This window comes from Herbaspirillum hiltneri N3 (assembly GCF_001267925.1).
GTDB classification, from domain to species: Bacteria; Pseudomonadota; Gammaproteobacteria; order Burkholderiales; family Burkholderiaceae_D; genus Herbaspirillum; species Herbaspirillum hiltneri.
Genome location: NZ_CP011409.1, coordinates 2,662,072 through 2,677,050, shown reverse-complemented (window position 1 = coordinate 2,677,050; position 14,979 = coordinate 2,662,072). Strand labels below are relative to the sequence as shown.

Below are 14,979 nucleotides of genomic sequence, written 5' to 3'. Positions count from 1 at the left end.
CTGCTTGTTCTGCTTCTTCTGCGTGTCTTGATCCTCAACAGCTTCAATGAGAAGTGCCGAGGTAAGCTTTGATGACTTCGGGATTGGCCATCACTTCGTCCGGTGTCCCGTCGCCGATCTTCTTGCCGTAGTCGAGCACCACCACGCGATCCGAGATGTCCATGACCACGCCCATGTCATGTTCGATCAGCACGATGGTGGTGCCGAACTGTTCGTTGACGTCGAGGATGAAGCGGCACATGTCCTGCTTCTCTTCCACGTTCATGCCGGCCATCGGCTCATCCAGCAGCAGCATGTCCGGCTCTGCCGCCAGCGCGCGCGCCAGCTCGACGCGCTTCTGCAGGCCATATGGAAGGCGCCCCACCGGGGTCTTGCGGATGTGCTGGATTTCGAGGAAGTCGATCACCTCTTCGACTTTGTGCCGGTGCAAGATTTCTTCCTTGCGGGCGCTGCCCCACCAGATCGCATTGGCGAGGAAACTCGAGTGCATCTTGGTGTTGCGCCCGGTCATGATGTTGTCGAGCACGGTCATGCCCTTGAACAAGGCGATGTTCTGAAAAGTGCGGGCGATGCCCTGGCGCGCCACCTTGCTCGGATGCATGCTGTGGCGCTGCTCGCCGCGAAAGACGATATTGCCCTTCTGCGGGTGGTAAACGCCGTTGATGACGTTGATCATCGAGCTCTTGCCGGCGCCATTGGGGCCGATGATGGCGCGGATTTCATGCTCGCGCACGTTGAATGAAATGTCGGTCAGCGCCTTGACGCCACCGAAAGACAGCGAAATGTTCTGCAAGTCGAGGATGACTTCGCCGATCTTGCGTGCGCCGTCGTTTTCTCCCGTGGCGACCTCTCGTTCCTGCTCCATCGGCTGCACTTCTTCCGTGATATGTCTTTTCATGGTGGTCATGCAGGCTATGCCGCTTGGTTGAGGTTGGCGAAAGTCTTGACGTCGGCAATCCTGAGGTCGGCCGCAATCATGCCCTGGCGACCGTCTTCGAATTTCACCTGCGTCTCGATGTACTGCGACTGCTTGCCTGCGTACAGCGCATCGATCAGCACCGCATATTTTTCGGCGATGAAACCGCGCCGCACCTTGCGTGTGCGCGTCAGCTCGTCGTCATCGGGATCCAGTTCCTTGTGCAGCACCAGGAAGCGATGCACCTGCGAGTCGGCCAGCAAGGGATCCTGCACCAGGTCGGCATTGACCTTTTCCACGCAATCGGCCACCAGCGCATACACGCTCTCGTGCGCCGCCAGGTCCGTATAGCCGCTATACGCCAAGTTGCGGCGCTCGGCCCAGTTGCCGACGGCGTCCATGTCGATGTTGATGAAGGCCGTGCATTGCTCGCGCTGGTTGCCGAACACCACGGCTTCCTTGATGAAGGGGAAGAACTTCAGCTTGTTCTCGATGTACTTGGGCGCGAACATCGTGCCGCAGGCCATCTTGCCGACATCCTTGGCGCGGTCGATGATCTTCAGGTGGCCGTCGCTGTCGAAGAAGCCGGCATCGCCGGTGTGGAAGTAGCCGTTTTCATCGATCGCTTCGGCGGTGGCGTCAGGGCGCTTGAAGTAGGACTTCATCAATCCCGGCGAGCGCACCAGCACTTCACCGCTGGCGTCGATGTGGACTTCGACGCCGCGCATCGGCCGGCCCACGGTGTCGAGCTTGACGTCGCCGGAGGGCTGCATGCAGACCGTGACGCAGGTTTCGGTCATGCCGTACAGCTGCTTGAGGTTGATGCCGAGCGAGCGATAGAAGTCGAACAGGTCAGGACCGATCGCTTCGCCGCCGGTGTAGGCCACGCGGATGCGCGACATGCCCAGCACGTTCTTGAGCGGACCGTAGATGACCAGGTGGCCGATGGCGTAGAGCAGGCGGTCGGACAGCGAGACGTCCGGCTTCTTGTCGAGGATGCGCATGCCGACACGGCGAGCGATCTTCATGAAGCCGTGGAACAGTTGGCGCTTGACCCAGCCCGCGTCCTCGATGCGGATCATCACTTGCGTAAGGATGTTTTCATAGATGCGCGGCGGTGCGAAATAATACGTCGGTCCGATTTCGCGCAGGTCGGTCATGACCGTACTCGGCGATTCCGGGCAATTGAGGCAGAAGCCGGCCACGTGAGTCTGTGCGAACGAATACAGGAAGTCGCCCACCCAGGCCAGCGGCAGGTAGCACAGCACGTCGTCCTTCTCGTTCAACTGGTCGAAATCGACCAGTGTCTGCGCCGTCGCGATCATTGCCGCATGCGAATGGCACACGCCCTTGGGCTTGCCGGTGGTGCCGGAGGTATACAGGATGATGGCGATGTCGTCGCTGGTCAGCGCGTTGATCTGATCCATGAAGAAGGTCGGATTGGCCTTGTCGTAGGCGCGACCCAGTTCCTGCACGCTGGCGAATGACGACAGCTCGGGCTGGCGATAATTACGCATGCCGCGTTCGTCGTCATAGATGATGTGGGTCGGACGCTCGGTGCCGCCGGAGAAGCTCAGCTTGATCTCGAAGACCTTGTCGACCTGCTCCTGGTCTTCGGCGACGACGAAATCGATCTCGGCGTCATTGAGCACATAAGACATGTCGGCGGCCGGCGCATCCTGGTACAGTGGCACAGGCATGCCGCCCAGGCATTGCGTGGCGGACATCGCCCAATACAGCCGCGGGCAATTGTTGCCGATGATCGCCAGGCTCATGCCGCGCTTGAAACCGAGCGCCGCCAGGCCGCAGGCGAACGCCCTCACCTCGTCCGCCACCTGGGCCCACGTCGTGGTTTGCCAAATGCCGAGATCCTTTTCGCGGAACGCCGGGCGATCCGGACGCGCCTTTGCATGCATCAGGAGCAGCTGCGGAAATGTCTGCGCTCCTGGACGTTGTGTTGTCTCCACCATCGTCCCACCTTTATTTATAAACGTCCGCTTGCCGGATAACGGTCTTGTACCGGACGTTCTGGGTTCAGTGTGTCAAGTCAGTCTGAACCGACATGCTTACGTTGCACTTACTGCTCTTGTGCTGCGGCAAGTCAGGCGGTTGTGCGCTGCTTTTGTGCGATGATAGTAGTGTGAGTCGAGAGGCATGGTTGTCATCTCGCAGACAATTGCCGAACAATCGCCAAACTTTTGATATTGCAACGCATCATAATGACGACAGAGACATCGAAGACATCGATTAAAGACATGCTGGGCAAGAGCATCTGGGCGCGTTCGCTGACCGGTGAACAACTGGCGCGCGTACAAGCCGAAGTATTCAGCCGCAAGATTCCCGCAGGCGGTTTCGTCTGCCACAAAGGCGATCCGGTTTCACACTGGATCGGCGTGCACGAAGGCCTGCTGAAAATGAGCAGCGTGTCGCCCGAAGGCAAGACCGTGTCGTTCGCCGGCATGGCCAACGGCGGCTGGCTCGGCGAAGGTTCGCTGCTCAAGGACGAGCCGCGCAAATACGATGTGGTGGCGCTGCGCGACAGCGAGTTGCTGTACATGCCCAAGGCAACGTATCTCTGGCTGCTCGACAACAGCATTCCGTTCAACCGTTTTCTCGTGACGCAACTCAACGAGCGCCTGGGCCTGTTCATCTCGCTGGTCGAATACGACCGCATGCTGGAACCCGATGCGCGCGTGGCGCGCTGCCTGGCGGCGCTGTTCAATCCCTATCTGAATCCCGGCATCGGGCTGGAGTTGCAGATCTCGCAGGAAGAAGTCGGCAACCTGTCGGGCGCATCGCGCCAGCGCGCCAACCAGGCATTGCAGGTGCTGGAGAAAGCCGGCCTGCTCAAGGTGGATTACGGCAGCATCACCATCCTCGATCTCGAGGGGCTGCGGCAATTTCATTCCTGAATTGCCTGCGTTCGTCGCCACCATGAAAAATGCAGGCTGCGGCCTGCATTTTTATTTCCGTCATCGCCACAAAGGTTTTGCCGCAAGATTCTCAGCCTCAGCGCACCGCCTTGTTGCGATTCACCCAGTACATGCCGGCGTCGACCACGGTGCCGATGAATTCGCGCGGATCGGCAGATTTCATCAGGTAGCCGTTGGCGCCGAGCTGATAGCTCTGCACGATGTCGCGCTGGTCGTCCGAAGAAGAAAACATCACCACAGGGATATGCGCCGTGGCGGCGTTGGATTTGATGATCTTGAGAAAGTCGTGGCCACTCATCAGCGGCAGGTGCAGGTCCAGCAGGATCAGCCGCGGATGCAGGTCCTTGCGCGCGGCGAAGCTGCTATCTGAAAACATATAGTCTGCGGCCTCTTCGGCATCGGCAAACCAGGTCATCTTGTCGGCCAGTTTCTTGCTGTCCAAAGCGATGCGCGTCAGCTCCGCAACCTCCGGGCTGTCGTCCACCAGCATGATATCCATTTGCTCCATGTGCAGATCGCTTTCTTGCAGTTTTTATTGCCGGACACCATCAAATTCCGCGTCGGCTTGTGGCCGTTGCAGGCTTGATCGACGCTGAATTCCCCTGCGTGAATCGCATGCGCAGTATCAGGTCTGGTGAATTAATTATGGCATGATCGACAACGGAAGATATCAGGGTTTACCCTAGATTCAGCAATTAATCGTGTCTATTTGTCAGCATTTGTTTCCTCCGTTCATTTGTCCGATGTCGTCAGGCCGGTGCGGATGGCATACCGCACCAGGCCAGGCACATCGCGGATTTCCAGGCGTTCCATGAGCTGCGCCCGGTGGGTTTCAATGGTCTTGGCGCTGACGTTGAGGCGGTAGGCGATCTCCTTGGTGTTGTTTCCTTCGGCGATCAGTTGCAGTATCTCGCGCTGACGCGGCGTGAGGACTTCCACCGGCGTGCCATCCTGCGCCACTTTCTTCATGTACAGATCGAGCGCATCCCGGGAGATGTGCGAATCCAGGTATTGCCTGCCGTGGATGACCTCGATCAGCGCCTTCTCCAGCTCATAGGCAGCGGAATCCTTGAACAAGTAGCCGTTGGCGCCGGCGTTCAGGGCCTGCATCACGTATTCCTCGCTGCCATACATCGACAGCATCAGGAATTTGGTGGCCGGATGTTCCGCGCGCAAGCGACGCACCGCTTCCAGGCCGTTCATGCCTTTCATTGCGATGTCCATGACGACCACATCGGGCTTGAGTTTTTCGGTCAGTTCGATCGCGGCGTTGCCGTCATCGGCCTCACCCACCACTTCGATCCCGGGCATTGCCATGAGCAGCGATTTGATACCGCTGCGCACCAGTGCGTGATCGTCGGCCAATACGATTCTTGTTGACATGTTTTATCCCCTCCGCATGACAGGTGTCACAGGTAACTGCAAAATGATCTCCACGCCCTTGCCGGGCGCAGAGATGATGTCCATCGTACCGCCTACCAGCACGGCGCGTTCTTCCATGTTCAGCAAACCGAAGCTGGTGCCGGAAATCGCATTGCTGCGCGCCTTTTCGAGATCGAAGCCCTTGCCGTCGTCGCGGATGCTGACGCTGAGCTGATCCTGGCGCTGGCTGACCTTGACCCAGATATTGTCGGCCTGAGCGTGACGCAGGATGTTGGTGACCGCTTCCTGCACGATGCGAAAACAGGTGTTCTCGATGTCGTGGTGCAGCTCCACCGACAAGGGCGAACTCTCGAACCAGCCCTTGACGCCGGCCAAGGTGGACTTGTTCTCCACATACGAACGCAAGGTCGCGATCAACCCCAGGTTGTCCAACTGTGGCGGCCGCAAATCCAGCGACAGGCTGCGTACCTGCGACAGCACGGCGGCGACGATGTCGATGCCGTTCTGCAGCGACGGCCCTTCCAGCGAACCGGTTTTCTTGATGGTTTCGAGATTGATCTTGAGCGCCGTGAGCGACTGGCCGACGTCGTCATGCAAGCCGCGCGCCAGATGCTGGCGCTCGCGCTCCTGCACCTCGATCACGCGACTGGCCAGCATCTTTTGGCGCTGCATGGCCTCCTCGAGCTCCTTTTGCGAATTGACCCGCTCGGTCACGTCCATTGCCAGCCCGGCCGCCAGTATCTTGCCATCGCTGCCGATCGGGAAGCGCACCATGTCCATGATCTTGGGATTGTGATCGGCATCGAACACGGTCTCCTGCGTGTGCATCTCGCGATTGCTGTCGAGCACCTTGCGGTCGCACGCCTGGGCATTCTGCGCCGCGCCGCCGGACATGATGTCGTAGTCGCTCAGGCCGATCATGTCGTTCGGCGTCATGCCGAAAAAGGCCGACTGCGCCGGATTGACGTAGAGATAGCGCAAGTCCGCGTCCTTGATCCAGGCTGGCATCGGTGCCGCACTCATGAAGGCGTAGAAGCGCGCCTGCATCTCGCGCAAGGCCGCGGCGCTGGCGCGCTGTTTGCGGCGCACCTGGGCGTCGCGCAGTTCACGCTCGACGGCAATCGGCAAGCGCGTGATGGCGCTCTTGAGGAAGTAATCCTGCGCCCCTGCCTTCATGACCTCGACGGCGGTCTGCTCACCGATGGCGCCCGAGACGATGATGAAGGGGATCTGGTCGGTTTGCCGCTTGACCAGTTCCAGCGCATCGACGGCGCTGAACATGGGCATCGAATAGTCTGAAATTACAATGTCCCATTTGTCACGCAAGGCTGCTTCCATGTCCGGCCCGGTGTCGACCCGTTGCCAGGCGGGCTCGAAACCACCGCGCTTGAGTTCGCGCACCATGAGGATCACGTCCTCTTCCATGTCTTCGACAAACAATACCCGGAGTGGAATACTCATATGCTCTTGCTCGCTTCCCGCCACAATTCTTGTTGAAGCCGGCGTCCTGCGGATGCCGGTCGTTTTGTCTTCCTGCCGCTACAAGCCCTGGCGCGGCAGCGCGAAATAGAAACTGGCGCCCTCGCCCGGACTGCCCTCCGCCCAAACCCTGCCACCGTGCCTGACCACAATGCGCTGCACCAGCGCCAGTCCGATGCCGGTGCCGGCGTAATCCTCCTGGCGATGCAGGCGCTGGAAGGTCCCGAACAATTTGTGCGCATAGCGCATGTCGAAACCGATGCCGTTGTCCTGTACCTGGTAGATCACCTCCTCCGGTGTCGAGGTCGACGACACACGCACTACCGCACGCTCGGCCTTCTTGCTGAATTTCACGGCGTTACTCAGCAGGTTTTCCCACACTTGGCCGAGCAAATCCTTGCTGGCAATGACGTCCTCCAGCGGATCGACGACGAACTTGACACTATCGTTCTCCCGGCGCAGCCCGGCGATGCATTGCTCGACCTGATCCTGCATGGAAAAATGCCCCGGCGTCAGTTCATCGGTCGCCGATTTGGACAGTTTGAGGAGATCGCTGATGAGGGCGTCCATCTTGCCGACGTTCCTGCGAATCACCCGCAGCATTTCCTGGCCTTTGGCGTCGAGCTCTTTGGCGTAATCTTCCTCCACCATCATGGCGTAGCCGGAAATGGCCCGCAGCGGCGCGCGCAAGTCGTGCGACACCGAATATGAAAAACTCTCCAGCTCCTTGTTGATATTGCTCAGGTGCCGGGTCTGGCGCTTCAGGCTGGCATTGAGTTCTTCGATTTCCTTTTCGGTTTGCTTGCGCCCGGAAATGTCGTAAATCACGTTGCGGCTGATCACGTGCCCGTCGTCGGGATGCGGCACGGTGCTGATGCTCATCAAGGTGGAGAAGTGCGTGCCGTCGGCGCGCAGGTAATCAACGTCAACGCCGCCAACCGCCTCATTGCGCAAGAAACGCGGCCGCAACTCCTTGCGATAGCGTTCCGCGCTGGACGGGGTCATCAGGTCAGCCTGCGTCATCTTGCCGACGACTTGCTCGCGCGCATATCCCAACCAAGCCAGTTCGGTGTCGTTGATCTGCACGATCAGACCGCTTTCTTCATCGATGGAGTGATAACCGCACGGGGCCTGGTTGTACAGGCTTTCGATCTCGACGGCATACAGTTGCGCCTTGGTCTGCGCTTCGCGGCGACGCATGGTCTCGCGCTTGAGTCGCAAGTAGACTGCGATCAGGATGACGACGCTGACGAAACTGCCGCCCAAGATGGCGGCGAGGGTCCAGCGTATACTCTCGCGCGTATCTGCGGAACGCTCCGACAGCAGCGTCTGCTCGACCTGCTTCAAGGCCACGAACTGTTTGCGGATATCTTCGCTCAGGTCGCGCCCGTGTTCGTAAGCATTGTCGATGCGCACTCGCCTATCGGCCTCGATCAGCGTCCGCGCCAGTTCGATGCGCTGAGCAATGCTGCTGCTGAGGTGAGTCAGGCGATCCAGTTGCTCCTGGTTGTCGAGCTGCAGTGCGCGCAAACCGTTCAATAATTCGTACAGCAAGCTGCGATCCGCTTCAAAACCGAGCAGATACTCCTGCCGGCCCGACAACGCATAACCGCGGGCGTTGGCAACCAGATTGCGCAAGGTGGAATGGGTTTCTTCCAGCCGTTGCAAAACGGTATTCGTATGCTGCACCCAGATCGCGCGCGCCTCGAATATGCGCACGCTGCGATAGGACACGAGGGCAACCCCAATCGACAACAACACGGCAAGAACGAAGAACGCTCCGGTGTTGACCTGCGCCGATCTGTTCTTCGATTCCGGCTTGTTTGATCTCGGCATCGTAATATCGGGTCCCCGATAAAGCTGACGGTTTGACGATGGCGCCAGCGCTGTATTTCAAGCCGTATTTCAGCGCCTGCTCGAATTCACTGTAAAGAGAGCTTTTTGGTTACGTCGATTTGCGTTCTCCTGCGTCGGCTTGCATGATCGTTTTTCTTGTACTTCCAGATTCCCAGCCCGGCAAAAACCACCCAGGGTGCCGACACCAATATCGCGAAGCCCGCGATTTGAGAATATTCGTAACTATTTGATTTTTATTATATTTTTACGGAAAAAGTAAATTTTCTCATTACTACGCACATCTACTTGCCGCCACTGCGCAAAGCTGTCACCGCAAGGCACTCTTTAGAAGGTATTTATAATAGCCTCAAACAAGTGACGTTACCAAATAGCATTTTATTAAGATGAAAACTCCGCAAAAGTTTGAGTTGCGGTGGCGTGGCGCTCCTGTGGGCGAGCAACCTGACTCTGGCAGCCACGATGTGCTCAATCCGATCCGGAGCGCAAAAGAAAAAAGGCCCGATTTCTCGGGCCTTTCTTTAATTTGGCGGAGTGGACGGGACTCTCCTACATGCTGCAGGCCGCGGATTCGCTTGCAAGCGAATCCCTTCTCGCCCCGCCGGGAGCCGCGCAGGCGGCTCCCTCCACTCCGCGATTTTGCTGCGCAAAAGAAAAAAGGCCTGCTCGATGAGCAGACCTTTTTAATCTGGCGGAGTGGACGGGACTCGAACCCGCGACCCCCGGCGTGACAGGCCGGTATTCTAACCAACTGAACTACCACTCCTAAATCGTTGCTGACTACTTGAGATCTGGTGGGTGCTGAGAGGCTCGAACTCCCGACCCGCGCCTTGTAAGGGCGCTGCTCTACCAACTGAGCTAAGCACCCGCACCTTAACCCCAAACAGTCTTTTATCGTCTGTCAACGACGAAAGACCGCTAGTTTAGCGCATCTTTCAAACCTTTGCCAGGTTTAAATTTCGGCACCTTGGCAGCCTTGATCTTGATTGCAGCACCCGTACGCGGATTGCGGCCAGTGCGCGCAGCCCGCTTGCCGACCGAGAATGTGCCGAAACCGACAAGGGTGACTGAACCGTTCTTCTTCAATGTGCTTTTCACTGCGCCAATCACCGCGTCCAGCGCACGCGCCGATGCCGCTTTGGAGATGTCGGCCTGCTTCGCAATGTGATCGATCAATTCGGTTTTATTCACTTACGCCCCTCTAGACTAAAGATTGAACAAAGCTTCATTCGTGACGCCTGCGCCACCGATCCGGTGAAGCGAAACCACGCATCACGCACCTTGCAGAAAAATCTGCAGAACGTATTAAACAAGCCGCAAATCCTTGTGTCAAGCGGTTTACCCGCGTTTTACCCGGCCCACGAAATGGCGTTTTCCAAATGATGTAAAAGGTTTATCTTTCTATCAACAATGACAGGTGATGAACTGACGGGACAAAAAAAGGCGCTCCGGAGAGCGCCTTTTTCGTCACAGACCGTGAGGCCTGAACAAATTACATCAATGCTTCACGACGCTCGGGTCGGTCGATTCCTTCGGTGCGACGGCAACTACCGCCGCCTCCTCTTCAGTCAGGGCAACCGGCTGGCTCTCCAGCGCGATTTCCAGCACCTTGTCGATCCAACGCACCGGCACGATTTCCAACTTGTTCTTCACGTTGTCGGGAATCTCGGTCAGATCCTTGACGTTCTGCTCAGGAATCAATACCGTTTTGATGCCGCCGCGATGCGCCGCCAGCAGTTTTTCCTTCAGGCCGCCGATCGGCAATACTTCGCCGCGCAAGGTGATTTCGCCGGTCATCGCCACGTCGGCGCGAACCGGAATACCGGTAAACACCGACACCATCGCCGTGGTCATCGCAATACCTGCCGATGGACCATCTTTCGGCGTTGCGCCTTCGGGAACGTGAATGTGGATATCACGCTTCTCGAACACTTCGCTCTTGATGCCAAGCTTGTTCGCACGGCTGCGTACGACGGTCCGCGCGGCTTCGATCGATTCCTTCATGACGTCGCCCAAGGTGCCGGTACGGATCACTCCGCCCTTGCCCGGCATCGTCACGGCTTCGATGGTCAGCAAATCGCCGCCCACTTCGGTCCATGCCAGACCGACGACCTGGCCGACCTGGTTTTCTTTCTCGGCGATACCGAAATCGAAACGACGCACGCCGAGGAATTTGTCCAGGTTGCGCGAAGTCACGGTGACCTTTTTCTCCTGCTTCTTCAGCAGTAGCATCTTCACGACCTTGCGGCAAATCTTTGACACTTCGCGTTCCAGCGAACGTACGCCGGCTTCGCGGGTGTAGTAGCGGATGATGTCGCGCAGCGCCGACTCGGCCACGCTGATCTCGCCCTCTTTCAGACCGTTGTTCTTGATCTGTTTCGGCAGCAGATAGCGTTGTGCGATGCTGGTCTTTTCATCTTCGGTGTATCCCGACAGGCGAATCACTTCCATCCGGTCCAGCAGCGCCGGCGGGATGTTGAAGGAGTTCGATGTCGCCACGAACATCACATCCGACAAATCGAAATCGACTTCGATGTAATGGTCGGAGAAGGTGTGGTTCTGTTCCGGATCGAGCACTTCCAGCAGCGCCGACGACGGATCGCCGCGGAAATCCATGCCCAGCTTGTCGATTTCGTCGAGCAGGAACAAGGGATTGCGCACGCCGACCTTGGCCAGGCTTTGCAGGATCTTGCCCGGCATCGAACCGATGTAGGTACGACGATGGCCGCGGATCTCGGCTTCATCGCGAACGCCACCCAGCGCCATGCGGACGAACTTGCGGTTTGTCGCACGGGCGATCGATTGCCCCAGCGAGGTCTTGCCTACGCCCGGAGGACCGACGAAGCACAGGATCGGCGCTTTCAGCTTGTCGACGCGCTGTTGTACGGCGAGGTATTCCAGGATGCGTTCCTTGACCTTGTCGAGACCGTAATGGTCGCCTTCAAGGACTTTTTCGGCATTCGGCAAGTCATTGTTGACCTTGGACTTCTTCTTCCATGGCAGACCGACCAGCGTGTCGATGTAGTTGCGCACGACCGTGGCTTCGGCCGACATCGGCGACATCAGCTTGAGCTTGCGGAGTTCGGATTGCGCCTTTTCCAGCGCATCCTTAGGCATCTTGGCGGAGAGGATCTTCTTCTCCAGCTCTTCCAGGTCGGCGCCGTCTTCACCTTCGCCGAGCTCCTTCTGAATCGCCTTGACCTGTTCGTTCAGGTAGTACTCGCGCTGCGACTTTTCCATCTGGCGCTTGACGCGGCCACGGATGCGCTTTTCGACCTGCAGGATGTCCAGTTCGCCTTCGAGCTGGCCGAGCAGATGCTCATGACGCTTGGCGACATTGAAGATTTCCAGGATGACCTGTTTTTGCTCGAGCTTGAGCGGCAGATGTGCGGCGATGGTATCGGCCAGGCGGCCGGCGTCGTCGATGCCTGCCAGCGAGCTCAGGATCTCGGGCGGGATTTTCTTGTTCAGTTTGACGTACTGGTCGAACTGCTGAACGATGGTGCGGCGCATGGCTTCGACTTCGGCCTCGTCGCCCAGTTCGGATTCGACCGGCGTCAGATCGGCCACAAAGTGGGTGTCGAGCTCGCTGATGTGATGGATGCGCGCGCGCTGTGCGCCTTCGACCAGGACCTTGACGGTGCCGTCGGGCAACTTCAGCATTTGCAGGATGTTGGCGACGCAGCCGATCTCGTAGATGTCGTCAGCCGACGGCTCATCCTTGGCGGCGGCTTTCTGGGCGGCAAGCATGATGCTCTTGCCCTGCTCCATCGCGGCTTCCAGAGCCTTGATCGACTTCGGGCGGCCGACGAATAAAGGAATCACCATATGCGGGAAGACAACAACATCCCGCAACGGCAACAGAGGCAATTGCGTTTGTTCTGTGAGAGTAGAAGTCGTCATGGCGAGCCTTATCAAAAGTTACTGTTAGTGATGTTGGCGCGAGCTGTTAAAACACAAGCCCAGATTGAAATAAAAACACGACAACTTGCGGGTAAAACCAGGTACGTGCTGCGGTTGGCGGAAACAAATAAATGCCAGAAAAACAATGAAATCTCAAACAAAAAAAGCCACACACGAAGTCGCCCTCGGGTGGCTTTACGATGGAAGCCTGAGTGATGTCTGCGGTTTATTGTACCGCTTTTAGCCGGGGCGAATCGGGACGGCGATTTTTGTCGCCGCCGCCCGTTTCGCCCTGCGATCAGGCGCCTGAAACCTTGGGCTGTTCGTGATAGATCAGCAAGGGCTTGGCGCCGTTGGTAATGGTATTCTCGTCGATGACCACCTTGGCGACGTTTTGCTGGCTTGGCAGTTCGTACATCACATCCAGCAGAGCGTGTTCGAGGATGGAACGCAGGCCGCGCGCGCCGGTCTTGCGGGCCAGGGCCTTCTTGGCGATCGCTTGCAGCGCGGCAGGACGGATTTCCAGTTCGGCGCCTTCCATTTGCAACAGCTTGGAATACTGCTTGATCAGCGCATTCTTCGGCTCCAGCAAGATCTGGATCAGTGCTTCTTCATTCAATTCGTTGAGTGCAGCAATAACCGGCAAGCGACCGACCAGTTCAGGGATCAGGCCGAACTTGACCAGATCATCCGGTTCCGCGTGCAGCAGGACTTCGCTGGCGGTCTTTTGCGTCTGGCTCTTGACGTTGGCGCCGAAACCGATGCCGCTCTTCTCGGAGCGCTCGGAAATGATCTTAGTCAGGCCATCGAAGGCGCCGCCGCAGATGAACATGATGTTCGTCGTGTCGATCTGCACGAAATCCTGGTTGGGATGCTTGCGGCCGCCTTGCGGAGGCACGGATGCCATAGTACCTTCGATCAGCTTCAGCAATGCCTGCTGCACGCCTTCACCGGACACGTCGCGAGTGATCGACGGATTGTCGGACTTGCGCGAGATCTTATCGATTTCATCGATGTAGACGATGCCCCGCTGGGCCTTCTCGACTTCGTAATTGCAGTTCTGCAGCAGCTTCTGGATGATGTTCTCGACGTCTTCGCCAACGTAGCCGGCTTCGGTCAGCGTGGTCGCATCGGCGATCACGAACGGTACGTTGAGCATGCGCGCCAGCGTCTGCGCCAGCAGGGTCTTGCCCGAACCTGTCGGACCAACCAGCAGGATGTTGCTCTTGGCGAGTTCGACATCGTCTTTCTTGCCGAGGTGCTTCAGACGCTTGTAGTGGTTGTACACCGCGACCGAGAGGATGCGCTTGGCGGTCGATTGCCCGATCACGTACTGATCAAGCAATTCGGAAATCTCCTGCGGCGTCGGCAGGTCGGATTTGGCGCCGGCAACCGATTCAACGCTGGAGGCTTCGTCGCGAATGATGTCATTGCACAGGTCGATGCATTCGTCGCAAATAAAGACTGACGGACCTGCGATCAGTTTCTTGACTTCATGCTGGCTTTTGCCGCAAAACGAGCAATAAAGCAGCTTTTCGCCACTGGAAGATTTTTTCTCGGACATATAGGGCAAATGTGAATAGAGTTCGGCTTGATCATACCTGCGATTTCATGATTCGTCACGGAATCGCCATATTTGAAAGCCGGTAAAAACGAGCTTCCAGAGTACTCCATATGGGATCGCAGACAAAAAAAGCAATGAGACGGAAATCCGTCCCTAATCGCAGCATTGACAGCGCGTCTCGACCGCTTTGGACGATGACGCGCTGCAAAAGAAAAATGCCCGGACCGCAGTCCGGGCATTTTCTTGAAATGCAGCAATGCGACGCTGAATCGGCGGCGCAATCCTGAATTACGCGCGCTTTTCCAGTACCTGATCGATCAGGCCATACTCCGCAGCGGCTTCCGCCGACATGAAGTTGTCGCGATCGGTATCCTTGCCGATCTGATCGATCGTACGACCGGTCTTTTCAGCCAGGATGGCGTTCAGACGTTCACGCAGGTACAGGATTTCGCGTGCCTGGATTTCGATATCCGATGCCTGGCCTTGCGCACCGCCCAGAGGCTGGTGAATCATGATGCGCGAGTTCGGCAGCGAGAAACGCTTGCCCTTGGCGCCGGCGGCGAGCAGGAACGCACCCATCGAAGCAGCCAGGCCTGTGCACAGCGTGGAGACGTCCGGCTTGATGAATTGCATCGTGTCGAAAATCGCCATGCCGGCCGACACCGAGCCGCCCGGGGAATTGATGTACAGCGAGATATCCTTGTCAGGATTTTCGCTCTCCAGGAACAGCAACTGCGCCACTACCAGATTGGCGGTCGCATCATTGACCGGACCAACCAGGAAAATGATGCGCTCTTTCAGCAGGCGCGAATAAATATCGTACGCACGCTCGCCGCGACCGCTCTGCTCGATCACCATCGGCACCATGCCGAGCATTTCTGTATCCAGTGCAGACTGCCTAATCAAACCTGTCATGTGCATTCCTTATGCGTCGTAGTCTTCTCAGA

11 protein-coding genes and 2 tRNA genes are annotated in these 14,979 nt (G+C 57.7%); 1 reads left to right on the top strand and 12 read right to left on the bottom strand.

What is annotated here, in order from left to right:
- Positions 1–43: 43 nt before the first annotated feature.
- Complete coding sequence (locus F506_RS12170) at positions 44–865, bottom strand: ABC transporter ATP-binding protein (RefSeq protein WP_235471536.1); 822 nt, start codon at positions 863–865, stop codon at positions 44–46.
- Between the two features lie 47 nt (positions 866–912).
- Positions 913–2,886 (bottom strand): AMP-dependent synthetase/ligase, encoded by a 1,974-nt coding sequence (locus F506_RS12165; RefSeq protein ID WP_053197801.1) that lies wholly within the window; start codon positions 2,884–2,886, stop codon positions 913–915.
- A gap of 285 nt (positions 2,887–3,171) precedes the next feature.
- On the opposite strand from F506_RS12165, the gene F506_RS12160 reads away from it, so the two are divergent.
- Positions 3,172–3,828, top strand: coding sequence for a Crp/Fnr family transcriptional regulator (locus F506_RS12160; protein WP_200907739.1), 657 nt, complete (start codon positions 3,172–3,174; stop codon positions 3,826–3,828).
- 97 nt (positions 3,829–3,925) lie between these two features.
- Here F506_RS12160 and F506_RS12155 read toward each other — a convergent pair whose 3' ends face one another.
- The 10 genes from F506_RS12155 to clpP form a co-directional block, all read right to left on the bottom strand.
- On the bottom strand, positions 3,926–4,357 hold the full coding sequence (locus F506_RS12155) for a response regulator (protein WP_186447235.1): 432 nt from the start codon (positions 4,355–4,357) through the stop codon (positions 3,926–3,928).
- A 224-nt stretch (positions 4,358–4,581) separates the two neighbouring features.
- Positions 4,582–5,232, bottom strand: a complete 651-nt coding sequence (locus tag F506_RS12150; RefSeq protein WP_053197795.1) for a response regulator — start codon at positions 5,230–5,232, stop codon at positions 4,582–4,584.
- Between the two features lie 3 nt (positions 5,233–5,235).
- Positions 5,236–6,693 carry a hybrid sensor histidine kinase/response regulator gene (locus F506_RS12145; protein ID WP_053197793.1) on the bottom strand — a complete coding sequence of 486 codons (1,458 nt, stop codon included), beginning with the start codon at positions 6,691–6,693 and terminating at the stop codon, positions 5,236–5,238.
- A gap of 78 nt (positions 6,694–6,771) precedes the next feature.
- Positions 6,772–8,547, bottom strand: a complete 1,776-nt coding sequence (locus tag F506_RS12140; RefSeq protein WP_053197791.1) for a sensor histidine kinase — start codon at positions 8,545–8,547, stop codon at positions 6,772–6,774.
- A 707-nt stretch (positions 8,548–9,254) separates the two neighbouring features.
- A tRNA-Asp gene (locus tag F506_RS12135) sits at positions 9,255–9,331 on the bottom strand.
- Between the two features lie 26 nt (positions 9,332–9,357).
- Positions 9,358–9,433: transfer RNA gene (locus F506_RS12130), tRNA-Val, on the bottom strand.
- A 50-nt stretch (positions 9,434–9,483) separates the two neighbouring features.
- Entirely contained in the window at positions 9,484–9,756 is a 273-nt protein-coding gene (locus F506_RS12125; RefSeq protein ID WP_053197789.1) for an HU family DNA-binding protein, read from the bottom strand.
- Between the two features lie 306 nt (positions 9,757–10,062).
- Positions 10,063–12,468 (bottom strand): endopeptidase La, encoded by a 2,406-nt coding sequence (lon, locus tag F506_RS12120; protein ID WP_053197787.1) that lies wholly within the window; start codon positions 12,466–12,468, stop codon positions 10,063–10,065.
- A 298-nt stretch (positions 12,469–12,766) separates the two neighbouring features.
- A complete protein-coding gene (gene clpX / locus F506_RS12115) occupies positions 12,767–14,032 on the bottom strand; it encodes an ATP-dependent Clp protease ATP-binding subunit ClpX (RefSeq protein ID WP_053197785.1) in 1,266 nt (421 codons plus the stop codon).
- Between the two features lie 288 nt (positions 14,033–14,320).
- The gene (gene clpP, locus F506_RS12110) at positions 14,321–14,947 is read right to left on the bottom strand and encodes an ATP-dependent Clp endopeptidase proteolytic subunit ClpP (protein WP_053197783.1); all 627 of its coding nucleotides are present in this window, start codon (positions 14,945–14,947) and stop codon (positions 14,321–14,323) included.
- Positions 14,948–14,979 lie beyond the last annotated feature (32 nt).